22 protein-coding genes are annotated in these 23,211 nt (G+C 62.2%); 20 read left to right on the forward strand and 2 right to left on the reverse strand.

Annotation, left to right across the window (positions count from 1 at the left end; genetic code table 11):
- Positions 1–4: 4 nt before the first annotated feature.
- The 20 genes from HUK73_RS26120 (at position 5) to HUK73_RS26215 (ending at position 19,479) form a co-directional block, all read left to right on the forward strand.
- The gene (locus tag HUK73_RS26120; protein ID WP_176594627.1) at positions 5–649 is read left to right on the forward strand and encodes a phenylacetic acid degradation protein PaaY; all 645 of its coding nucleotides are present in this window, start codon (positions 5–7) and stop codon (positions 647–649) included.
- Complete coding sequence (locus HUK73_RS26125; protein WP_176594628.1) at positions 646–1,089, forward strand: nuclear transport factor 2 family protein; 444 nt, start codon at positions 646–648, stop codon at positions 1,087–1,089. Before HUK73_RS26120 ends, HUK73_RS26125 begins: the two co-directional genes overlap by 4 nt.
- Positions 1,090–1,102: 13 nt before the next feature.
- Positions 1,103–2,008, forward strand: a complete 906-nt coding sequence (locus HUK73_RS26130; RefSeq protein ID WP_176594629.1) for an SDR family oxidoreductase — start codon at positions 1,103–1,105, stop codon at positions 2,006–2,008.
- A complete protein-coding gene (locus HUK73_RS26135; RefSeq protein WP_176594630.1) occupies positions 2,008–3,084 on the forward strand; it encodes an acyl-CoA dehydrogenase family protein in 1,077 nt (358 codons plus the stop codon). The genes HUK73_RS26130 and HUK73_RS26135 overlap by 1 nt, the downstream gene beginning before the upstream one ends.
- Positions 3,081–3,872, forward strand: a complete 792-nt coding sequence (locus HUK73_RS26140; RefSeq protein WP_176594631.1) for an SDR family oxidoreductase — start codon at positions 3,081–3,083, stop codon at positions 3,870–3,872. The genes HUK73_RS26135 and HUK73_RS26140 overlap by 4 nt, the downstream gene beginning before the upstream one ends.
- Before the next feature lie 4 nt (positions 3,873–3,876).
- Positions 3,877–4,347 (forward strand): MaoC family dehydratase, encoded by a 471-nt coding sequence (locus HUK73_RS26145; protein WP_176594632.1) that lies wholly within the window; start codon positions 3,877–3,879, stop codon positions 4,345–4,347.
- 2 nt (positions 4,348–4,349) lie between these two features.
- Positions 4,350–4,721, forward strand: coding sequence for a steroid Delta-isomerase (locus HUK73_RS26150; RefSeq protein WP_218036731.1), 372 nt, complete (start codon positions 4,350–4,352; stop codon positions 4,719–4,721).
- Positions 4,722–4,735: 14 nt separating this feature from the next.
- Positions 4,736–5,938: an acetyl-CoA C-acyltransferase gene (locus HUK73_RS26155; RefSeq protein WP_176594633.1), complete on the forward strand. Its 1,203-nt coding sequence runs from the start codon at positions 4,736–4,738 to the stop codon at positions 5,936–5,938.
- Positions 5,939–5,941: 3 nt separating this feature from the next.
- Positions 5,942–7,111 carry an acyl-CoA dehydrogenase family protein gene (locus HUK73_RS26160; protein WP_176594634.1) on the forward strand — a complete coding sequence of 390 codons (1,170 nt, stop codon included), beginning with the start codon at positions 5,942–5,944 and terminating at the stop codon, positions 7,109–7,111.
- The gene (locus HUK73_RS26165) at positions 7,108–8,661 is read left to right on the forward strand and encodes a FadD3 family acyl-CoA ligase (protein WP_255326559.1); all 1,554 of its coding nucleotides are present in this window, start codon (positions 7,108–7,110) and stop codon (positions 8,659–8,661) included. The genes HUK73_RS26160 and HUK73_RS26165 overlap by 4 nt, the downstream gene beginning before the upstream one ends.
- Before the next feature lie 34 nt (positions 8,662–8,695).
- Positions 8,696–9,475, forward strand: a complete 780-nt coding sequence (locus HUK73_RS26170; protein WP_255326560.1) for an SDR family NAD(P)-dependent oxidoreductase — start codon at positions 8,696–8,698, stop codon at positions 9,473–9,475.
- A gap of 57 nt (positions 9,476–9,532) precedes the next feature.
- Positions 9,533–10,357: an SDR family NAD(P)-dependent oxidoreductase gene (locus HUK73_RS26175; RefSeq protein ID WP_176594636.1), complete on the forward strand. Its 825-nt coding sequence runs from the start codon at positions 9,533–9,535 to the stop codon at positions 10,355–10,357.
- 161 nt (positions 10,358–10,518) lie between these two features.
- Positions 10,519–11,658 (forward strand): LLM class flavin-dependent oxidoreductase, encoded by a 1,140-nt coding sequence (locus tag HUK73_RS26180; RefSeq protein ID WP_176594637.1) that lies wholly within the window; start codon positions 10,519–10,521, stop codon positions 11,656–11,658.
- Entirely contained in the window at positions 11,655–12,431 is a 777-nt protein-coding gene (locus HUK73_RS26185) for an SDR family NAD(P)-dependent oxidoreductase (RefSeq protein WP_176594638.1), read from the forward strand. The genes HUK73_RS26180 and HUK73_RS26185 overlap by 4 nt, the downstream gene beginning before the upstream one ends.
- Before the next feature lie 27 nt (positions 12,432–12,458).
- Complete coding sequence (locus HUK73_RS26190; protein WP_176594639.1) at positions 12,459–12,896, forward strand: nuclear transport factor 2 family protein; 438 nt, start codon at positions 12,459–12,461, stop codon at positions 12,894–12,896.
- Positions 12,893–13,732 (forward strand): SDR family NAD(P)-dependent oxidoreductase, encoded by an 840-nt coding sequence (locus HUK73_RS26195; protein WP_176594640.1) that lies wholly within the window; start codon positions 12,893–12,895, stop codon positions 13,730–13,732. The genes HUK73_RS26190 and HUK73_RS26195 overlap by 4 nt, the downstream gene beginning before the upstream one ends.
- Complete coding sequence (locus HUK73_RS26200) at positions 13,729–14,640, forward strand: NAD(P)-dependent oxidoreductase (protein WP_176594641.1); 912 nt, start codon at positions 13,729–13,731, stop codon at positions 14,638–14,640. The genes HUK73_RS26195 and HUK73_RS26200 overlap by 4 nt, the downstream gene beginning before the upstream one ends.
- A 162-nt stretch (positions 14,641–14,802) precedes the next feature.
- Positions 14,803–17,115 carry a TonB-dependent receptor gene (locus HUK73_RS26205; RefSeq protein ID WP_176594849.1) on the forward strand — a complete coding sequence of 771 codons (2,313 nt, stop codon included), beginning with the start codon at positions 14,803–14,805 and terminating at the stop codon, positions 17,113–17,115.
- A 277-nt stretch (positions 17,116–17,392) separates the two neighbouring features.
- On the forward strand, positions 17,393–19,141 hold the full coding sequence (locus tag HUK73_RS26210; RefSeq protein ID WP_176594642.1) for an amidohydrolase family protein: 1,749 nt from the start codon (positions 17,393–17,395) through the stop codon (positions 19,139–19,141).
- 98 nt (positions 19,142–19,239) lie between these two features.
- Complete coding sequence (locus HUK73_RS26215) at positions 19,240–19,479, forward strand: hypothetical protein (RefSeq protein ID WP_369805621.1); 240 nt, start codon at positions 19,240–19,242, stop codon at positions 19,477–19,479.
- Between the two features lie 192 nt (positions 19,480–19,671).
- On the opposite strand, the gene HUK73_RS26220 is transcribed toward HUK73_RS26215, so the two are convergent.
- Both HUK73_RS26220 and HUK73_RS26225 read right to left on the reverse strand, forming a co-directional pair.
- The gene (locus HUK73_RS26220) at positions 19,672–20,550 is read right to left on the reverse strand and encodes a Coq4 family protein (protein WP_176594643.1); all 879 of its coding nucleotides are present in this window, start codon (positions 20,548–20,550) and stop codon (positions 19,672–19,674) included.
- A gap of 33 nt (positions 20,551–20,583) precedes the next feature.
- Positions 20,584–23,064, reverse strand: a complete 2,481-nt coding sequence (locus tag HUK73_RS26225) for a TonB-dependent receptor (RefSeq protein WP_176594644.1) — start codon at positions 23,062–23,064, stop codon at positions 20,584–20,586.
- Between the last annotated feature and the right edge of the window lie 147 nt (positions 23,065–23,211).

Consider the following 23,211-nt stretch of genomic DNA (forward strand, 5'->3'; position numbering starts at 1 on the left):
GGCGATGCCCTGCTACGCCTATCAGGGGATCGTTCCCGTGGTCGACCCGACCAGCTACGTCCATCCGCTGGCGTCGCTGATCGGGGACGTGATCGTCGGGCCGGGCTGCTTCATCGCACCCGGCGCGTCCCTGCGTGGCGATTTCGGGCGGATCGTGGTGGAGGGCGACAGCTCCATACAGGACAGCGTGACCGTCCATGCCAACCAGCTGCGCGACACGATCATCCGCCGGGGCGCGACCATCGCGCACGGGTCCATCATCCATGGCTGCGAGATTGGTGAGAACAGTCTGGTCGGCATGAACGCGGTGGTGCTCGATAATGCAGTGATCGGGGCGGAAAATCTGGTCGCGGCCCTGAGCCTTGTGAAGTCGGACATGCAGACGCCTCCGCGCAGTCTGGTCGCGGGCAATCCGGCGAAAATCATCAAGAGCTTCGAACCGCATCAGGTGACGTGGAAGAATGACGGCGAGGGCGAATATCAGAAGCTTGGCAAAGCCGCACTGACGGAACTGGTCGAGGCTGAGCCGCTGATCGCGCCCGAACCGGACCGGCAACGCATCCGGTCGGACGCCGTGGCGGTGCGGCTCACGGGAGAAACGGCTGCCAGGCGCGAACAGCAGGCGGCGCAGCGGGAGGGACGTGCATGAACGACGCGACAGCCATCACTAATCTGCTCTACCTTTATGCCGAGTTGATGGATGCGGGCGAGCTGGAAAAAGTCGCCGCCCTGTTCAACAAGGCTCGGATCAGGACCGGCGGCGAGGAAGTCGAAGGTGCCGCCCCAATGCTGGCGCTGTGGCGCGCGCATGTGCGCCTCTACCCCTGCGGCACGCCGCGCACCAAGCATGTCATCACCAATCCGATCATCGAGATTGATGAGAAAGCCGGAACCGCGACCTGCCGGTCCTACTACACCGTTTTTCAGGCCACGCCGGACCTGCCCCTGCAGGCGATCTGCGCAGGCCGTTATCATGACGCCCTTGTCCGGGAGAACGGACAATGGCGCTTTTCGCAGCGGGATTATTCGCTGCTCGATCTGGTGGGGGACACAAGCCAGCATCTGCTGATCCCCGTCGCAGCGCAATGAAGGAGTAGTATAAGTGGGTATCTGCGAAGGACGTGTTGCGATCGTCACCGGGGCCGGCAACGGCTTGGGCAAGGCCTATGCGCTGGGTCTGGCGGCGGAAGGCTGCAAGGTCGTGGTCAACGATCTGGGCGTCGGCACCCATGGTGAGGCGGGACTGACCAAGGGCGCAGCCGAACAGGTGGTCGACGAAATCCGTAGCCTGGGCGGCGAAGCGGTCGCCAACACCGATGACGTCGCCGACTGGGATGCGGGTAAGCGCATGGTTGAACAGGCGCTCGACAGCTTCGGCGCGCTGCATGCCGTGGTCAACAATGCCGGTTTCGTGCGCGACCGCATGTTCTTCACCTGCTCGCCTGAGGAATGGGATGCAGTGATCCGCGTCCATTTGCGCGGTCATTTCTGCACCAGCCGCCATGCCGCCGAATATTGGCGCGCGCAGGCCAAGGCAGGCAATCCGGTCGATGCCCGCATCATCAACACGACCAGCGGTGCCGGCCTTCAGGGGTCGATCGGCCAGTCGGCCTATTCGACGGCCAAGGGCGGCATCGCATCGCTGACCCTGGTGCAGGCCGCGGAACTGGCGCGCCTGGGCGTCACCGCCAATGCGCTGGCCCCCAATGCCCGCACTCGCATGACCGACACCGGCGCCTTCGATATGGATGTGAAGGCAGGCGAATTCGATGTGTTCGCGCCTGAAAACATGGCGCCGCTGGTCGCCTATCTGGTGTCCGAACAGTCGAAGGGCGTGACCGGCCAGGTGTTCGAACTGAAGGGCGGCACGATCTTCCTGTCGCAGGGCTGGACCGACAGCCCGGCCCATGAAAAGGGCACCCGCTTCGTGGCGAGCGAGCTGGACCCAATCGTCCGCAAGCTGATCGAAACCCGCGAGCCCGCCAAGCCGGTCTACGGGGGGGCCTGATGGACTTCGCGCTCAGCGACGACCAGCGCGCTATTCAGGAGGCCGCCCGCGACTTCCTGACCGACGCGGCCAGCGCCGATACGGTACGGGCCGCGGTCGAAGGTCCGACCGGCTTTGACGAAACGCTCTGGGGCGGCCTTGCGGAGATGGGTTTTGCCGGACTGATGGTGCCGGAAAGCCATGGCGGGCTGGGGCTGGGCGCAGTGGAAATGGCGCTGGTGCTCGAAGAAATGGGCCGCGTGCTGGCGCCCGTGCCCTTTTTCGAGACGGCCGTGCTGGCGGTGCAGGCCGTGCTGGCGGCCGGAAATGAGGGGCAGCAGTCAGCGCTCCTCCCCCGGCTGGCGTCGGGTACGCGTGCCTGTTTCGCCGGAACAGCAGATCGCCCGACGCTCTTGGACGGGCGGCTGACCGGCACCGCGGGTTTCGTGACCTTCGCCCCTATGGCGGAACTGATCGTCGTGGCCACGGCAGATGACGGCCTCATCGTGCTGGAAGCGGGCACACCGGGACTGGTCATCGAACCGCTGCCGAGCCTCGACCGTACCCGCCGTTTTGCGCGACTGACCTTCGATTGCGCGGTAGCGCCGGAGCAACTGTTGGGCGCACCCGGCAGCGCCAGGGCCGCCATCGACCGCACGCTCACGATCGGCGCGGGCCTGCTCGCGGCCGAGCAGACCGGCGTTGCGCAATATAGCCTCGACGCCACGGTCGACTATGCGCAGCAGCGGGCGCAGTTCGGCCGCCTGATCGGTTCCTTCCAGGCCTATAAGCATATGTTGGCCGACATGATGCTGCTGGTGGAAGCTTCGCGTTCCGCTGCCTATTATGCCGCCGCCGCCATTGACGAAAATGGCGACGAGCTGGCCGAAGCCTGCGCCGTCGCACGCAGCTATGTCTCCGACGCCTGCCGCTCCGTCACCGGCGATGCGATCCAGCTCCATGGCGGCATCGGCTTCACCTGGGAACATCACGCCCATCTCTATTTCAAGCGCGCCCGTGCGAGCGCAAGCTGGCTGGGTTCCCCCGACCAGCATCGCGAGACACTGGCCACCATCATTTTCGAGGACGCAGCATGACCCCGACTTCCCCCGTTCCGCCCTACCCCACGCCGCGCGGCTTGCTGAAGGGCAAGACTGTCGTTGTCACCGCCGCTGCGGGCACCGGCATCGGCTTTGCCGTCGCCAAGCGCGCCGCGGAAGAAGGCGCGAAGCTCCTCATCAGCGATTTCCACGAACGCCGCCTTGGCGAAGCTGCTGACCGGATTGCCGATGAGGCGGGTGTGGAACGGCCAGCGACGTTTGTGTGTGACGTCACTGACGAACAGGCTGTGCAGGGCCTGCGCGATGCATCGCTGGCCGCGCTGGGCCGCGTCGACGTGCTCATCAACAATGCGGGCCTCGGCGGAGAGGTCGACGTGGTCGACATGACCGACGAGCAGTGGAACCGGGTGCTCGACGTCACGCTGACCTCGCTGTTCCGCATGACCCGCGCCTTCCTGCCGCACATGTATGCCAACAAGTCGGGCGTGATGGTCAACAACGCCTCGGTCCTTGGCTGGCGTGCGCAAAAGGGTCAGGCCCATTATGCCGCCGCCAAGGCGGGCGTCATGGCGTTCACCCGCTGCTCGGCCATCGAAGCGGCGGAGCATGGCGTGCGCATCAACGCGGTCGCGCCCAGCCTCGCCATGCACCCCTTCCTGGCCAAGGTGACCAGCCAAGAAACCCTTGACCTGCTGGTCGAGAAGGAAGCCTTCAAGCGCCCCGCCGAAGTGTGGGAAATCGCCAATGTCATGCTGTTCCTGGCGAGCGAACTGTCCTCCTACATGACGGGCGAGATCGTTTCCGTCTCCAGCCAGAGGGCCTGATCCGATGACCGCCACCATCTTTGAATCCCCGCGCGAACTGATCGGCAAGGAAGGCACGGTCCTGGGGCCCAGCGACTGGCTTACGGTCGATCAGGGTATGATCGACGGCTTTGCCAATGTGACCGGCGATCATCAGTGGATTCATGTGGACACGGAACGCGCCAAGGACGGACCTTTCGGCGCGACCATCGCGCATGGTTATCTGACGCTCAGCCTCACCAATCTGTTCATGCCGAGCATGATCGACGTGCGACGCTTTGTCAGCGGCCTGAATATCGGCGCCAACAAACTGCGGTTCCTCAATCCCGTTCGCTGCGGATCGCGCATTCGCGGCGTGGGCGAAATCCTGTCGGTCGAGGAAGTCGCCAATGGCGCTGCGATCCAGGCCATCATCCGCGTGACCGTCGAGATCGAGGGCGAAGACAAGCCTGCCTGCGTCGTCGAAGCCATAACCCGCTATTTCCCGGAGGATTGATCATGCCTGATTCTGCAAAGATGGAAGCTGCCGTCCACGCCTATGTCGCAGCGTTCGAAGCGGGCAGCCCCGATCAGGTGGCCGCACTCTTCGCGGAGGATGCGACGGTCGAGGATCCCGTCGGCAGCCCGCCCCATAAGGGTCGCGACGCGATCCGTGCCTTCTATGCCGAGTCCATGAAGACCGGCGCCAAACTGGCCCTGGAAGGCCCGGTGCGCATCACGGCGGACTATGCGGCTTTCCCCTTCAGCGTTCACCTGAACTATAACGGCCCCAAGCGCATCGATGTCATCGACACCTTCCGCTTCAACGAAGCGAATGAAGTGATCGAAATGCGGGCCTATTTCGGCCCCACCAACATGCAAGGTTTTTGAGCGAGGATTTCCCCATGCGTGAAGCAGCCATCATCTCCACCGCGCGCACCGGCGTCGGTAAGGCCTATCGCGGCGCGTTCAACGACACCGAGGCGCCGGTCCTTTCCGCTCATGTCGTCAATGCCGCGATCGAACGCGCGGGCATTGATCCGGCACGCGTCGACGATGTGTATCTGGGCGTCGGCAATCACTGGAACACGCAGAGCTACAATCTGGGCCGTTTGACCGTTCACGGTTCGGTGCTGCCCATCACGACCGCCGGTTTCACGCTCGACCGCAAATGCTCCTCCGGCCTCAATGCCATCGCGCTCGCCGCGCGGGGGATCATGTGTGACGAGATCGACGTCGCCGTCGCCGGGGGCATGGAAAGCATCTCGCTTACCATCAACAAGCATGCGCCGACCTTCCGCAACCGCTCCGAATTCATCAAGGCGCAGGATCCCTATGCCTATATGGTGATGATCGAGACGGCCGAGATCGTTGCCGAACGCTATGGCGTCAGCCGCGAGGCGCAGGACCGTTTCGCCGCGCTGTCGCAGCAACGCGCCGCCGCCGCGCAGGAAGCGGGCCGCTTCGATGCCGAAATCGTGCCGATCACCGTCACCAAGGCGCTGTTCGACAAGGAAGGCAATGAGACCGGCAAGGAAGAGGTGACGCTGGCCAAGGATGAGGGCATCCGTGCCGGCACCACCTACGAGGCGCTGGCCGGCCTCAAGCCCGTGTTCAAGAACGGACAGGTCGTCCAGGAAGGCAAGCATGTGACGGCGGGCAATGCCAGCCAGCTGTCCGATGGTGCCTCGGCGCAGGTCGTCATGGACCTTGCCACCGCGCAGAAGGAAGGCCTGCCGGTGCTGGGCATCTATCGCGGTTTCCAGGTCGCGGGCTGCGGCGCGGATGAAATGGGCATCGGCCCGGTCTTCGCCATCCCCAAGCTGCTCGACCGTGCGGGCCTGAAGATCGACGATATCGGCCTGTGGGAAATCAACGAAGCCTTCGCCAGCCAAGCCGTCTATTGCCAGCAGAAGCTGGGCATCGACCCAGAAAAGCTGAATGTCAACGGCGGCGGCATTGCCATCGGCCATCCCTTCGGCATGACGGGTTCGCGTCTGGTCGGCCACGCGCTGATCGAGGGCAAGCGTCGCGGCGTCAAATATGTCGTCGTGTCGATGTGCGTCGCGGGCGGCATGGGCGCGGCCGGTCTGTTCGAGGTCGCCTGATCCATGCAGCTTGCCTTCGCCCCTGAACTCAAGGCCTTTCGCGAAGAGGCCGCCGACTGGCTGAACAGCCAGCTCAGCGGTCCCTTCAAGAACGTTCGCGGCCAGACCAACCAGACCGACCATGTCGAGGAACGCCGTGCCTGGGAAGCCGCGCTGGGCGAGGCGCGGTGGAGCGTCGTCGGCTGGCCGGAGCAATGGGGCGGCCGGGGCGCCTCCATTGCGCAGCAGGTGATCTTCGCGGAGGAATATGCACGGGCCAAGGCCCCTCCCCGCCTTGGTCATCTGGGCGTCGAGCTGCTCGGTCCGACGCTGCTGGCGCTGGGCACGGAGGAGCAGAAGGCACGCTTCCTGCCCGACATCGCTCATGGCCGGGCAATCTGGTGCCAGGGCTATTCGGAACCGGGGGCGGGCTCTGACCTTGCCAATGTGAAGACCAAGGCCCGTCTAGAGGGCGACACTTATATCATCGACGGACAGAAGATCTGGACCTCGATGGGCATGGTGGCCGACTGGTGCTTCGTCGTCGCCCGCACCGAGCCAGGCAGCGTGGGCAACAAGGGCCTGTCCTTCCTGATGGTGCCGATGGACCAGCCGGGTGTCACGCCGCGTCCCATCCGCCAGATGACCGGCGAGGCGGAATTTGCCGAGGTCTTCTTCGACGGCGCGCAGGCGCTGGCCATCGACCGCATCGGTACGGAAGGTGATGGCTGGAAGGTGGCGATGGCGCTGCTGGGCTTCGAGCGCGGCGTATCCACCCTCGCCCAGCAGATGCATTTCCGCAATGAGCTGGACGAGATCGTCGCCGCCGCCAAGGCCAACGGCAAGGCCAGCGACACGCTGATCCGCCAGCGGATCGCCCATGCCCATGCGGGCCTCAAGATCATGCGCTATAATGGCCTGCGCATGCTGTCGGACGAGGGCGAAAACCTGTCGGGTGCCGCCTACACCTACAAGCTCTACTGGTCGCAATGGCACAAGGCGCTGGGTGAACTCGCCATGGACGTGCTGGGGCAGGAGGGTGAGATCGGCCTTGATGAGGAACGGTTCGACAGCCTGACCACCATGTATCTGATGAGCCGGTCCGACACCATCTATGCCGGCACCGACCAGATTCAACGCAACATCATTTCCGAGCGCGGTCTCGGACTGCCACGGGAGCCGCGCGGCCAATGACCGAAACTATGGGAACATGGCCCGAGACCATCCCTGCGGCGGCAAAGGCGGCGGCGGAACGCTGGCCTTATGCCGTCGGTCTGATCGAAGGCGAGAAGCGCTGGACCTTCGCCCGGATCTGGGCGGACGCACGGGCCTGCGCATCCGCCATGCTCAACCATGGCATCGGCCATGGTGATCGCATCGGCATCTGGGCGCCCAATTGCCGCGCCTGGATTCTTGCCGCGCTGGGCGCTCAAATCGTGGGCGCAGCGATCATTCCGCTGAACACGCGTTTCAAGGGACAGGAAGCCGCCGACATCTTGCGCCGCGGCCGTGCCAAACTGCTTTTCGCGCCGCAGGATTTTCTGAATACCGACTATCCATCGCTTCTGGTGGACGAGGATTTGCCTGACCTTCTTGGCATCATCCGCACCGATACCGGGTTCGACACATTCCTGGCGCAGGGCAAGGGGAGCGATGATCCGGCGGTCGATGAAGCCTATGCACGCCTGTCCGGTGACGACATCAGCGACATCATCTTCACATCCGGTACGACTGGTCGGCCCAAAGGCGCGCTGGCCACGCACGCCCAAGTGGTGCAGACTTTCGGCGACTGGTCGGTGCGCGTCGATCTGCATGAGGGCGACAATTATCTGATCGTCAATCCCTTCTTCCACACCTTCGGTTACAAGGCGGGCTGGGTGACATGCTTCACGCGCGGCGCGACCATCGTGCCGATGGCTATGTTCGACGGCGCCGAAATGGTGCGGCAGATCGAACAGAACCGCATCAACTTCATCCCCGGGCCGCCGACCATCTATCTGACGCTGTTGCAGGAATTGGCGGGGGACAAACCGCGCGACTTCTCGTCCCTGCGTGTTGCGGTGACGGGCGCAGCGCCGGTTGCCCCGGCGCTGGTCGAGCGGATGCGGCAGGAACTCGGCATGTCGAACATCGTCAACGGCTATGGCATGACCGAATGCGGCGTGATCAGCATGACCTGCCAGGGCGACGATGCGGAAACGGTCGCGCATAGCTGCGGCCTGCCCATGCCGGGCCTGGAAGTACGCTGCGTCGACGAGGAAGGCCGCGATGTGCCGGTTGGACAGGCGGGCGAATTCTGGGTGCGGGGCCATTCCGTGATGAAGGGCTATCTCGACGATCCCAAGGCCACGGCAGAGGCCATCGACGCGGAAGGCTGGCTGCATACCGGCGATATCGGCACGCTTGATACGCGCGGCTATCTGGCGATCACCGACCGCAAGAAGGACATGTACATTTCAGGCGGGTTCAACTGCTATCCCGCCGAGATCGAGAAGCTGCTCGCCGCGCATCCCGCGATTGAAATGGCGGCGGTGATCGGCGTGCCCGACGAGCGCATGGGCGAAATCGGAAAGGCCTATGTCGTGCTGCGCCCCGGCCAGCAGGCGGACGAACGCGCCATCATCGGCTGGGCACGCGAGAATATGGCCAATTACAAGGTGCCCCGCCGGATCGCCTTCATTGATGCCCTGCCGCGCAATGCGGGAGGCAAGGTGCTTCGTACCGCACTGCGCGATCTGGATTGAGCGCCCGAAAAGAACAAGCATAGGAGAGCAAGCTTTGAGTCAGGATCTGAAACCGCGCCTCGCCCTGCCCGGCACAGGCGCCGTCATCACTGGAGGCGCATCGGGCATTGGCCTGGCCTCCGCGCGGGCACTCGCCAGCGTCGGGCGGCCCGTCGCGATCTGGGATCTGCATGAGGATCGGGCTGCCGATGCCGCCAAGGCGGTGCAGGCGGAAACGGGTACGCTCTGCATCGGCATGGGCGTCGATGTGCGTGATCCGCAGGCGATCACCCAGGCCGCCGAGCGGACGCGGGCAGCCTTGCCCTCCATCGGTGGCCTCGTTCATTGCGCGGGGATCGTCGACACCGCCTCGCTGGACGGCATCACGCTGCAGAGCTGGGACGACGGGATGAACGTCCATCTGCGCCCCATCGTCCTCCTGTTGCAGGCTTTTCTGGAGGATATGAAGCGTCAGCCCGGCTCCGCCATGGTGGCGACCGCGTCGATCAATGCGACGCTGGGCAATGCGATCAACCCCATATACACAGCGGCGAAGGGCGGCGTGCTGTCGTTGGTGCGTTCGCTGGCGGACCGGCTGGGCCGGGACGGCATTCGCATCAACGCGATCTCGCCCGGACAGATCGTGACGCCGATGATGACGCCTGCCATCGATGCCCTGCCCAAGGGGCATTTCGAGCAGCGCATCCTGCTGGAACGGATCGGCGAGCCTGAAGAGATCGGCCGCGTGGTCCGTTTCCTGCTGTCGGAGGAGGCGAGTTACATTACCGCTGCTGAGATCGTCGTGGATGGAGGGAATATTTCCTCACAGCGATAGGGTGATGGGCCGTTGACGGATCAGGTTGGAAACCAACCGATCATGGGAGAGTGACGCATGAATTTCACCAATAAGAGCGTGCTTGTCACTGGCGGCGGGTCAGGCATTGGCCTGGCCTGCGCCAAGGCCTTTGCCGAAGCAGGCGCCCGCGTCGCCATTGCCGAGATCGACGCAGCGCAATGCACTGCCTTTGCAGAAGCCCATCCGCAGGCGCTCGTCGTCCGCTGCGACGTGACGCAGCCCGCAGAAGTCCGCGCGCTGGCGGAGAAGATCCGCGCATGGGACGGCAAGCTGGACGTGCTGGTCAACAATGTCGGCCACTTCGTCCATACCAAGCCGTTTGAGGATCTGAGCGAGGAAGAAACGGACGCCATCGTCGAAATCAATTTCGGCCAGGTCATGCGCGTGACGCGCGCAATGCTGCCTCTCCTGCGGGCCGCCGCGCCGGGATCAAGCATCGTCAGCATCACATCAATCGAGGCGTTTCGCGGCATTCCCAATTGCGTGGTCTACGGCGCGGCGAAGGCGGCGGTCACGGGGCTCACCCAGAGCCTGGCGCTGGAACTGGCGCCCTCCGGTATCCGCATCAATGCCGTCGCGCCGGAAACCACCGACACGCCGCAGGTGCCGCTGGACTATATGATCCCCCCGCAGAACCGGGCGCATATGGACAAGTGGATTCCGCTCGGCCGTTTCGGCAGGCCGGATGATTGCGCCGGAGCCGCGCTTTATCTCGCCAGCCCGCTCGCCTCCTGGGTGACGGGCACCACCATCCATGTTGACGGCGGCGCGCTGGCTGCGGCGGGGTGGATGCGGACCCCGGACGGCCAGTGGACCGTCACGCCGATGATCAGCGGCAATGGGGTCAGCCTCGGAGGATAATCGCGAACATAAATATTCATATAAATACGCAAACCGTCAAAATCTCTCCTTTACAATGCCTTTTTTTCGTACTTAGTTCACGCACCTAGTCCAAATGGACGATGAGGCCCGCGGGGCCTCGGCTAAGGTCGGCGTCAACGACAAAAGTGCGAGGAGAGACGATGAAATTTTCCATCATCTATGAAGCGCAGATGGCCGATCCGTCACCGGAATCCGAAGTCCGCTGCTTCAATGAGATTGTCGAGCAGGTGGTGCTGGCCGAGGAAGTTGGCTTCGACAATGTGTGGTGCGTCGAACATACCGCGCTGACCCAATATGCCCATATGTCGGCGCCGGAGACCATGCTGGCCTATCTGGCAGGCCGGACGAAGCGCATCGGCATTGGCCATGGCGTTGTCTGCCTGCCGCCCGCGATGAACCATCCGGTGAAGGTGGCCGAGCGCATCGCGACGCTCGACATCCTTTCGGGCGGGCGCGTCCATTTCGGCATGGGCAAGGGCGGGACCCAGCAGGAAGCAGGCACTTTCGGCTATGATCTGGCCGAGCTGCAGCCGATGATCGATGAATCCATGTATCTGATCCCCAAGATCATGACGCAGGACGAGATCGAGCATGACGGGAAATATATCCAGATCCCGCGCCGCCCGATCCATCCCAAGCCGCTGCAGAATCCGCATCCGCCGCTTTATTATGCCTGCACCCGCGAGGCAACGCTGGAACTGGCGGGCAGGCGCGGCATTGGCGCGCTGGTGCTGGGCTTTTCCGGGCCGGAGGAAATCGCACGCAAGAATGCCATCTACCGCGAGAATTTCCGCAACCGGAAGGCTGAGGATCAGGTTGGTCTTGTGCCCACCGAACATCTCGCCGCCTTCTGCGCCGCCTGCGTGCTGGAGGACCGCGAGGAAGCCCGTCGGATCGGCCTGCGCGGCCAGCGCTTCTTTGCCGAGGCGATCGCCCACTGGTATCAGGGTGGCCCCAAGCCGAGCATCGACTATCTCAGCGCCGAGGAACAGGAAGCAGCGCTGGAGAAGGGCAAGGAGCAGATCGTCGCCTATCTGTCGGAAGAGCACATCCCTGTCGGTGACGAGCATGTCAGCAACTATTCGGTCGCACAGGATGCCTATGGCAATGCCGATGACTGCATCCGCTATGTGACGCGTTTGCAGGAAGCGGGCGCCGACGAAGTGCTGTTCCTCTTCCAGATGGGCACGGTTCCACATGCCGCGATCATGGAGACGATCCGCAATATCGGCACCAAGGTCATTCCTCATTTCCGCGCGAAGCTGGCGGCGGCGGAATGAGCAGCCTGTTTTCCGGCAAGGTCGCGCTGGTGACGGGCGGCGGATCGGGCATCGGCCGCGCCGCTTGCCAGCGACTGGCGATGGAGGGCGCGGAGGTCGTTGTCGCCGACATCGACCTCGCCGGGGCGGAACGCACGGTCGAACTGATTTCGGGGCGCGGCGGCCATGCCGTCGCGATCCGGGCCGACATCGCGCGGGAAGAGGATAATCGCGCGATGTTCGACCTGGCCGAAAGCCGGTTCGGCGGCATCGACGCAGCTTTTCTGAACGCGGGCACTCTCCAGCCCTATGTCCCGCTGGAGGAGGTGACGCTCGACATCTTCGACCGGCTGATCGGAGTCAATCTGCGCGGCACCTTCATGGGGGTGCAGCAGGCACGGGCGCGGTTGCGGCCTGGCGGCGCCTGCGTGGTGACGGCATCGCTGGCAGGCGTGATCGGCTTTGCCGAGGCGGCAGCCTATTCCGTGTCGAAACATGGGCTGGTGGGCCTGGTCCGTTCCTCAGCTGCAGCCTTTGCGGCGCGGGGCAACCGGATCAATGCCATCTGCCCCGGCATGGTGCTGACCGCGATGACCGGCAATGGCGGGATCGAGACGATTGACGACCCGGAAAGTCTGGCCGATCCGGCCTATCGCGGGGCTCTCACCGCGCAGCAGATCGCGGAGGTCGCGCTGTTCCTGCTCGGCCGCCGCTCGGCGGGGATCAACGGCCAGGTGCAGGCAGTGGACGCCGCGCTGCTGTCGGCCTTCCCCCCAATCGCCGAACTGGTCTGAAATTTCTGATTTCTGGAAGGACCGACGATGCCTGATGCCTTGCAATCGCTGATCGACCAAAGCCTGTTACGGCAGACGGCAGAGATTTACGCGACCGGCGCCGACCGGCGCGACAAGGCGCTGTGGCAACAGGTGCTGGCCGAGGATTGCGTGATAGAAGGCCCCGGCTTCACCAGCGAAGGACGGGAAAATTGCCTGCCTTCGCTGGACGCACTGGGCACTATGTTTCGCGGCACCCTGCATCGCGTCCACCAGCAAACCGTTACCATCGACGGAGACCGGGCGACGGGCGAAACCTATTGCACTGCCGACCATCTGCTCAAAGGTGAAGACGCGATCCTCGTCTGGGCGATCCGCTATCAGGATGAATGGCGGCGCGAAGAGGGCTTATGGCGGTTCACGCGGCGGCGGCTGATTGTGGACTGGACCGAAACGCGGCCCGTCAAGGTGGGTGTAGTGGCATGAGCGTGCTGACAGAACAAACCGTCTTCATCACCGGCGCCACCGGGGCGATTGCCACGGCGTCGGCCATCGCTATGGCCAGGGACGGTGCGCGGCTGGCGCTGATGGCGCGGCGGGAGGAAGGGCTGACCGCAACGCGGGCGGCGATATTGGCGGCGGTCCCGGAGGCGGAAGTTCTCACCATCACCGGCGATTGCGCCGATGAAGCTGCGGTGAAACAGGCGCTCATTCAGGCGCATGACTGGGCCGGACGGCTGGATATCCTGTTCGCGACAGTGGGCAGCGGGGATTTCACGCCGTTGATGATGCTGGATGCCGACGCATTGCGGCGGACGGTCGAAATCAACCTGATGACCGCCTTTTTCGTGGTCCGGCATGGCGTTCCGCTGATGCAACCGGGCGGGTCGATCATCTGCACCTCGTCCAGTTCCGCGCCGCTGACCTTCCCTTATCTCGGCGCCTATCACATCGCCAAGGGTGCGGTGGAGGCGCTTGTGCGCGCAGCAGCGGACGAACTGGGCAGCGCGGGTATTCGCATCAACGCGGTGCGGCCCGGCCTCACCCGCGCTGAGAGCACGGGCGCACTCTTCGCGACGCCGGGATCGACCGACCAGTTCCTGTCCGAATATCCGCTCGGGCGACTGGGCGAGCCGGAGGACATCGCCGAAGTCGTGCGTTTTCTCGCTGGACCCGGCAGCCGCTGGATGACGGGGGAATGCCTGTCGGTCGACGGCGGCAATCATTTGCGCCGGAGCCCCGATCTCACCCCGATGGTCGAGGCGATGCATGGCAAAGACCGCATCGCCGCCGTCCGTCTAGGAAAGGAAATTGAGGCATGAAACTGCTGGTCATCGGCGGCACGGGCGCTTTGGGCGGCCATGCGGCGATCCATATGGCGGCCCAGGGCCATGAAGTCAGCATTGCGGGCCGTAACGCACCCAATCCGGCGACGCCCATGGCGAAGATGCCATTTGTGCAGGGCGATTATGTCGCTGGCGATTTTACCGCTGACCGCCTGAAGGGTTTCGATTGGGTGATTTTCGCGGCGGGCAATGATCCGCGCCATGTGCCGCAGAACAGCGATTTCAATGCCTTTCTCCTGAAGGCCAATCATGAGGCTGTGCCCGCCCTCTTCGCCGCCTGTCGTGAGGCGGGGGTGAAGCGCGCGATCCAGTTGGGCAGTTTCTACCCGCAGGCCGCGCCGGAACTGTTGGCGGGCAATGCCTATATCCGTTCGCGCCTCGCCGCGTGCGAAGGTGCGCGGGCGCAGGGACGCCCCGGTTTCGACGTAATCAGCGTCAATGCCCCCTTCATGGTAGGCACCGTGCCGGGCCTGCCCAGCGCGATCTTCCAGCCCTATATGCAATGGGCCGAGGGGTTGATCCCCATCGAAGCCTATGCACCGGCGGGCGGCACCAATTTCATGTCCTATCAATCGCTGTCGGAAGCGCTGGACGGCGCGCTGTTGCGGGGCGCACCGGGCAAGGCCTATCTGGTGGGTGATGAAAATCTTTCGTTCCGGGATTATTTCCAGCTGTTCTTCAACGCAGCGGGTCGGGACGTGCAATTGGAGGAGCGCGACGCGGAACAACCGCTGCTCCCTGACGTGGCGATCCCGCAGGGGCGCGGCAACTGGATTCGTTATGAACCCGATGCCGCCGAAACGGCCCTGCTGGGTTATCGCCGCAATGACATTGCTGCCGCAGTGAAGGAAATCGCGGCGCAATTTGGCAGCGCGATGGCTTAGGGCAGCTTAAGAATCTGATTTCATCAGATCGATCACTCTATTTCGTCTTTTACTACGGCATCCGGGTCAGTGCTCGGAATATGCCCGAAAGTACTGCCCATAAATAATGCGGCAAATGGACATGCCGCATCAGGGAACAAGAAGGATCTGGACTTGAAAAGCATGCGTTATCATCTGCTGGGCGGGGTCGCCCTGATCTTTTCCGCGCAATCCGCGCTGGCGCAGGACGCGGCCACCGATACCGGCAATCAGGGCGGCCTCGCCGACATCGTCGTCACGGCGCAGAAGCGTGCTGAAAACCTGCAATCCACGCCGATCGCCGTCACCGCGCTGAATGAAGAAATGATCCGCAGCAAGGGCATTTCATCCGCGGCCGACTTGACCGCCGTGGCGCCAAGCGTGTCGGTCACCACCTCGCCCGCATCCTCCACCAACATGCAGCTGTTCATCCGCGGGATCGGCGATATCGACCCGGTTCTCACCTCCGACAGCCCGGTCGGCCTCTATGTCGATGGCATCATCCTGGGCCGTGCGGCGGGCAGCGCCTTCGACATTCTGGACCTGGAGCGGATCGAAGTGCTGCGCGGGCCGCAGGGCACGCTCTATGGCCGCAACACCATCGGCGGCGCGGTCAACCTGATCACTGCCAAGCCGGCCGATGACTTCCACGCCAGCGTCGACGGATCGGCCGGTAATTACGGCTATTACAGCCTGAAAACCTCGCTCGACACCGGCAATATCGCGGACAGCGGCCTGAAAGCCCGCTTCACCTATCTCCACAAGCAGCGCAACGGCTATGTCGATGACGTAAATGCGCCGGACACGCGCGATCCGGGCGCCTATGTGCTCGACGCCTTCCGCGGCGCCGTGAGCTTCAAGACGGGTGCGCTGAAGCTCGACTATGGCTTCGATTTTTCGAAGCGGGAAAGCTATGCTCCCGCCTTCCAGCTGACGGTCGTCCGTCCCGATGTTCTGGACTATCTCCAGGCATCGCCGGCTCTGGGCGGCAGCGCGCCGGTCTATTCGGCCAACCGGCTGGACAGCATCGCGCTCAACCAGGGCAAGATGACCGACCGCGTGATCGGCCACACCCTCACGGCGGAACTGGACCTGGGCGGCGTGACGCTGCGCTCGCTGACCGGATTGCGGCGCTGGACCAACCGCAATACAGGCGATGATCTGGACGGGAACTCAGGTCTGGTCGGCTTCACCGTTAGCCCGGCAGTGCTGGCACCTCCCTATACCTTCAATCCGCTGGGTGTGACGCCGATCGATCTGTTCTCGACCACGAACCGTCGCCGCCAGAATCAATTTTCGGAAGAAATCAACATTCTTGGCAATGTCGGTGACCGATTTGAATATGTTGTAGGTGGATATTATTTCCGCGAGCATTCGCGGGAATATAATGAACAGAACTTCCTATTGATCCTGCCTTCCCCTGCACCCATCCCGTTGACGCCGCAGGTCACGCTGAACAGTTTCGGTGTCCCCCTGTCGACGCTGCTCGATTATGACCATTACAACAAGTCGTTGGCAGGCTTCGTACAGGGTACTTACAAGCTGACCGACACGCTGAGCGCCACGGGTGGCATCCGCTACACCCATGACGACAAGCATTTGGTCCAGCGCTCGCCCTTCGTGCGTGACCTGAGCGCCAGCTTCCAGCGGGTCAACTATGCCTTCAGCCTCAACTGGCAGGCGACCCCCTCTATGCTGGTCTATGCCCGTACCGCATCGGGATACAAGGCCGGCGGCTTCAACGCCCGTTCGAGCAATTCCGGTTTCAACCCGGAATCGCTGACCTCCTATGAGGCAGGGATCAAGTCGGACTGGCTCGACAGGCGCCTGCGTGTCAACCTGACGGGCTTCTACGCCAGCCATTCGGACGTGCAATTGCAGCAGTTCCAGGCCGGCACCGCCGGCGCATCCAGCATCACCGTCAATGCAGGCAAGGCGCGCTATTGGGGAGTTGAGGCGGAAGTCACGGCAAAGCCGGTGGACGCGATCACGCTGGGCGGCAATGTCGGCTATACCAACCGCAAATATAAGCAGTTCCTGATCCTTGATCCCGTCACCGAACAATATGTCGATGTGAAGGACAGCGCCCGCTTCATGATTGGTGCGACCACCACGATCAGTGCCTATGCACAGTGGGACATTGCGGACCTGTCGATCGGACATTTGTCAGCTCGTGCCGATTATGACTATCGCGGCAAGATCTATTTCCACCCGACCACCGTGGGAACGCCCTATAATGACGAGATCGCCAGCGGACCGCGCTCGCTGGTCAACGGGCGCATCTCGCTGACCAATATCGACCTCAACGGTGCCAAGGCGGAACTGGCGCTGTGGGGCAAGAATATTTTCGACAAGAAATATCGGCTCTACGGGATCGACTTCGGTGCGATCGGCTATGCCGGGAATACCTATGGCGAGCCTGCGACCTATGGCGTGGATTTCCGTCTGAAGCTGTAAACTCGCTCTGACATATCCTTTTTCCGGCGCGCGCCATCTTTAGGGATGGCGCGCGCTTTTTCTTTGCGCCGCTGCTCCTGCGGAGGCCGTAGAACCGCGCCATCGGGATCATTCAAGGCGGAAATAAAGGATCATCTATCGATCCCATCCCGAAGTTCGCCATCGCTCCTCCTGCGCCCGAAGAGTAGCCTTCCTCCAAGCACGACCGCCGGGATTCCTGCGGGACAGATGCAGACTTCGAGCATCGAGGGAACAGTAACCCCAAGAGGAGAGAAACATGACCGATATGCTGATCCGTGGCGGCACGGTGATCGACGGTACGGGCGCCAAGAGCTATGCCGCCGACGTGCGCATCGCAGGTGGCCGCATCGCGGAGATTGGCGCAAGCCTGACCCCCGCCCCCGGCGAGGAAGTGGTAGACGCCGCCGGCTGCTATGTGACGCCCGGCTTCATCGAGAGTCATACCCATTATGACGCGACCATGTGGTGGCAGCCGGATCTGGACCCCCTGCCCGGCAATGGCGCGACCACGGTGATCCTGGGCAATTGCGGCTTTTCCGCAGCGCCGCTGTCGAAGGAAAAGGCAGCGCAGTTGGAGATGATCAAGATCTTCTCCTTCTTCGAGGATATTCCGCTGAAACCCTTCCTTCAGAATGTTCCCTGGGACTGGGAAAAATGGTCGGAGTATAAGGCGAGCATGGCCCGCAACATCAGCCTGCCCGCCAATTATTCCGCCTTTGTCGGCCATATCGCGCTGCGGCTCGCCGCCATGGGCGTGGAGGCATGGGATCGCGCCGCCACCGCGCCGGAAATCGCGCGCATGGCTGAACTGCTGGACGATGCGCTGGCGGCGGGCGCGCTGGGCATGTCGGACAATCTGCACGACCATGACGGCGACGACCGCGCTATCCCGACCCTGCTGGCCGACGATGCCGAGTTCGAAGCGCTGTTCGCGGTGATGGAGCGCTATCCGGGCACCACCTATCAGGTCATCATCGACACCTTCATGCGCAAGACCGGACCGGAAAGCCTGGATCGGCTGGGCCGTCTGCTGAAGGGGCGCCCCATTCGCATCCAGGTCGCGGGCGGCATCCCGACGCTGCACTTCCAGAAGGATATTCTGCCGAAGCTGCAGGAGACGATGGCGCGGTTGAAGGCGGAAGGCGTCGACATCTGGCCGGGCTATGCCCATGTATCGCCGACCAGCACATTGAGCCTCGTCAAGTCGCTGATCTTCGCCCAGTCCAATGATTATGTCTGGCATGAAGTGGTGCTGGCCGAAACGCATGAAGAAAAGGCGCGACTGTTGGCCGATCCGGACTGGCGGGCACGGGCGCGGGAAAGCTGGGACAACAAGGCCTGGCCGCATTCACCGATGAACAATCCACAGGACCTTTTCCTGCTCGACAGCGAAAATGGCGTGGGGCCAATTGGCGGTACGCTGAAGGAATTTGCGGACGCGCGCGGCCTGCATCGCTCGGATGCGATGGCGCAGTGGATATTGGAGAACGGCACCAAATCGACCGTGCACATGGCCCCCTTCCCCAAGGATGAGGAACTGACCGTTGACTTGATGCTCGATCCCAAGACCGTCGGCAATATCTCCGACGCCGGGGCGCATTTGCAAATGCTGTGCGGCGGTGGCGAGAACATCCTGCTCTTCACACAATATGTGAAGGAAGGGCGCTTGACGCTGGAACAGGCGATCCATGTCAAGACCGGGAAGCTCGCCAACTTCTTCGGCCTGCATGACACCGGAGAGATCAAGGTCGGCCGCCGGGCGGACATTGCGGTGTTCGACCTGGAGGAAGTTGCCTATCGCAACATGGAAAAGCGCTTCGACGTCCCCGATGGCGATGGCGGCACCACCTGGCGCTTCACCCGGCCGCCCGCGCCTATGCGGCTGACTTTGGTGAACGGCGTCAAGACATTTGACGGGAGCACCTATACTGGCGCGCGTCCGGGCGAATATCTCGTACCGACTGCAGCAGCGAACGACGTGACTGCGCTTGAGGCTGCGGAATAAAGGAAACGGGAAGGGCGGATCAATCCGCCCTTCCCTTCACTTGTGGGGCAAACATACGACTGGCCAAATTCGGTGCGATCGATCAAATCGGTTTTCTAGTGGAGGATCTGGACGCCAGCATCGGCCGATGGATCGCCCATTCCGGCGTTGGCCCCTGGCCCCTGTTTCGCAGCGTCACCTTGGAAGGCCAGTATCGCAGCGCACCAACGCAAGTGACAATGGATGTCGGGCTATCCTATCAGGACGATGTTCAGATCGAGCTGATCCATGTGACGAATATGGCGCCATGCCCCTGTTGCGCCGAGGATAGGAGCCCGTTGCTGGGCCTTCACCATTGATGATCTGGATGCTGCCGTGGCCACAGCCGTCGAAGGCGGGATGGACGTCGTCTTCACGGCGCTGACATGTGCACCATGGGCGAGGCCAGGATCGCTGCGACTCGCAGCAATCCCGTCGCCCTCATCCATCTGTCCACGCAATATTGAGGAACCATCCCGGCACTGCCAACCAGCGCCGGGATGCCTTCATTTTCACTCAGCCGCCATGGCGTGGCTGGGGCGCGGATCTTCGCTAACCGAATTGGTCCAGGCCCATTCGCCCGGCTTAGGCGGATTGGTGATGCCCAGTTCCTCCCGAATATCCGTCACCTGCCAGTCGAGATAGTCGCGATAGGGCACGATGAATAACGGGTATTTCCAGTTCCGGCCCTGGGCAGCCCCGATATCTTCCGCATCCAGTTCGATCTTCACCGCCTCGGGATAGAAAAGGCCACTCTTCATCATGGTCTTGGCGCGCAGATAGGAACTCACCCGGTTGAAGAAGGACGCCAGTTCAGGGACGAAATATTGATAGATTGCCCGCATGTTCGCGGCGAGCAACGCAATTTCCCCGGCATGATTGGTTTCAAAGCCCGTGATCATATGTTCGATGTCATGGGTATGGGTCCGTTCCTTCATATAAAAATCAAAATCAGTCTTGATTTCCATACCCTGGAAAAAATGATCCATATTATAGCCGCTGTTGACCACAAAGTCATAGATCACGGCACGAAGGGTCCCCGGCTTGGCGCCTTCCAATTCGTCCTTCTTGAAAAGCGATATCTTCCGTCCTTCCAGCCAGGCCTTGAACTCCGGCAAGCGCGCTTTCTCTTCCTCGAAGAGCTGGAATATGCGGGGCCAGTTTTCCAGCTCCATCAATATCTTCACCACATCGGGAATATAGGCGGTGTTGGGGAGTTCGGCCCCGTTCCTGCGCAGCATTTCCTGCGCGATCAGGCCCCGCAATTGCGGATGGTTGAGATAAGGGGATGAACTGATCAGCACAGAGCTTTCGGTTTTATGCGGCGATTCTCCCCCATTATAATAAGCAAAATCCGCGCTGCTCACGCGTGAGGCTATGTCGTTTTCCATCTTCTTGCTCCTCTCTACTCTCCAAAATCCATGTCAGAAGGCAAAGCCCAGTTCGACACCATAGGTCCGTCCACGATCATAGGTTGCCACCAGTTGCAGAACGGGCGATCCAAAAGCCGTATAATGTTTGTTGAGCAGATTCTGGCCGAACAGCGACAGCGACGCCTTCGTTCCGCCCAACGGCATGTCGACCCAGCCGATGCGACCATCCACCACCCAGAAACCCTTCTGATAGGCATATTGATTGAGCGGGGCGAGATTGCCCTGCATATCGTAGAAGGGCGTCGACACCAGCGGCAGACGACTGCGGTAGCGACCGTCGATCCTTCCCGACAGATGGCCGCCCATCGTCATGTCCGGCGCATCATATTGGACCGATGCGCGCCCCTGCCATTTCGACGCGAAGGTGGTGCGGGCAACGTCCGCCACGTCCACACCGTTCAGGATAAAGCTCTTATAGCCGAAATCGGTGTAGCTGAGATTGCCACTCAGCGTCAGGCCGCGCACCGGCACGAAATCGGCCTCGATCTCGACACCCTTGATATCCGCCTTGCCCGCATTGTTGAAGAACTGCCGACCATTAATGAAGTTCTGGGTCTGAAGATCCTTGTAATCGCTGTAGAATAACGCAATGTTCGTGCGCAGGCGGTTGCCCAAAGTCTGGGTCTTGAGGCCCAGTTCATAGGCGGTCAGGGTTTCGGGCCGATAGGGAATGCCGCTCAATATGCCGCCCGCCACATAGCCGGTCGATACCTTGCCATAGGCGGTCACGCGCTGCGTCGGGCGCCAGGTCAGGATCGCCGCCCAGGTCGCCTTCTTATAGTTAACCTTATAGTCTCCGACGCCTAGCTGGCCGCCCTGCCCGCCCGATACCTCATAGATATGGTTCTCGCGCTCGTCTTTGGTGTAACGCAGCCCGCCTGTGGCATCGAGCGTGTCGGTCAGATGCCAGGTAATCTGTCCGTAGGCGGCATAGCTGTCGTTGATCGCCCGCGTCCGCGTCATGCCGCTGCCGAACAGGCTGGCCAGAGAGGGGTTGCTATCCGCAGCATTGATGACGCCATCGCGATTAAGATCGAAGGGCAATTGCCCCACCGGCAATCCGGCGATCAGGCCAACCTTTGCCATGTCGATCACCACCCCATTGGCAACAGGCTGGAAAATGCCCAGATAGTCGTCTGCGGGCGAATTTTCGTGAAAATAGAACAGTCCGGCTGTCAGGTCCACCTTGTCGGACGTGAGCTGTACCTGAAATTCCTGGCTGAATTGCTTCTGCCGGGTCGACCGCGCAGTCATCAGCGAGAAAAAGGAATCGTTCGGCCCCGGCGCATTGGCAGGGTTCAGCACGCCTGCGACATTGCCAACCAGCAGCGCCTGCAATTGGGCCGTGGTGAATTTGAGGCCACCGGACGCGGCCAGATCGTAGATATTGGGGTCCTGCCGGAACTTGCGCAAAGCCGTGATGCTCTTCAGCGTGATCGCATCATTCAGCGGATAGCTGAGGGTCAGACTGTGCCCTTGGGTCACGACCCGTTCGATACTCGAGGCATTGGCGACGGTTGCAAGGCGATCAGGCGAAATATTGGTGATGCCGCCGAACAGTGACTGAAAGGCGATGATCGGCGACAGCAGCGCGCCCGAACTGTCGGGGATGACACCGCGGCTCTGGATCGCGCGGCCGCTGGACCGTGCGTCGGTATAATCGAAACGATAGTCGGCGGTCAGACCACCCAGATCGAGCCGCGCGGCGACGCCCACGCCATCGACATTGCGTCCGCCAAGCCGCCTGACGATATGCTGCTTGCCGAAAGAGGGATCGATCTGGCTGAAATCGATGGTGCTGCCGCCGATCGCGTTGCGGTAATCCCCGCGGATATCATCATGCAGATAGGAGAATTTGATCGCCAGCGGCCCGAAGGATGGCAAGTCGACCGAAACCTTGCCGCGCTTTGCATCGTAATTGCCGTAGGATACTGACCCCCGAACGCCGAACTTGCCGGTAGGCGCAGCGGTGGTCAGGCTGATGGCGCCGCTGGTGGCATTGCGCCCGAACAAGGTCCCCTGTGGGCCGCGCAGCACCTCGACGCGCTGGATGTCCGACAGGTCGAAGACCGATCCCACCGTGCGCCCTATATAGACGCCATCCAGATAGATGCCGACCTTGGGATCGACCGCATTATTCGACGTGCCCGATGCCACGCCGCGAATGATGATCGTCGGATTGGATTGCAGCCCCTGTGTGTTGATCTGAAGATTGGGGGCGATGCCGGTCAGTGCGCGAACGTTGGTGACGCGCAGTTGATCCAGTTGCTCGGCGCCGATCGCAGTCACGGCGACAGGCACATTTTGCAGGCTTTCTTCGCGCCGTTGCGCGGTGACGATGATATCCGCCAGCTGCCCGCTCTGCGCGGACGTCGACTGGACTTCATCCGCCACCTGCGGCGCTTGAGCCAAGGCTGTCGTCGCGGCCAATACCGACACACCGGCCAGAACAACGGCAACACAAAAACGCATGGCAATCCCCTCCTCCTCATGAGGCGATGCCATCCCTCGAACAGGCCGGTTCCTTTTGATGGAACCTGGTCCTTCACTCGGCCATGATCCCCTGTGGGCCATCATGACCGAACGCTTGGCGGTGTACCGCCATTATCCCATTTTTCG

This window comes from Sphingobium sp. EM0848 (assembly GCF_013375555.1).
In the GTDB taxonomy this organism is placed as follows: domain Bacteria; phylum Pseudomonadota; class Alphaproteobacteria; order Sphingomonadales; family Sphingomonadaceae; genus Sphingobium.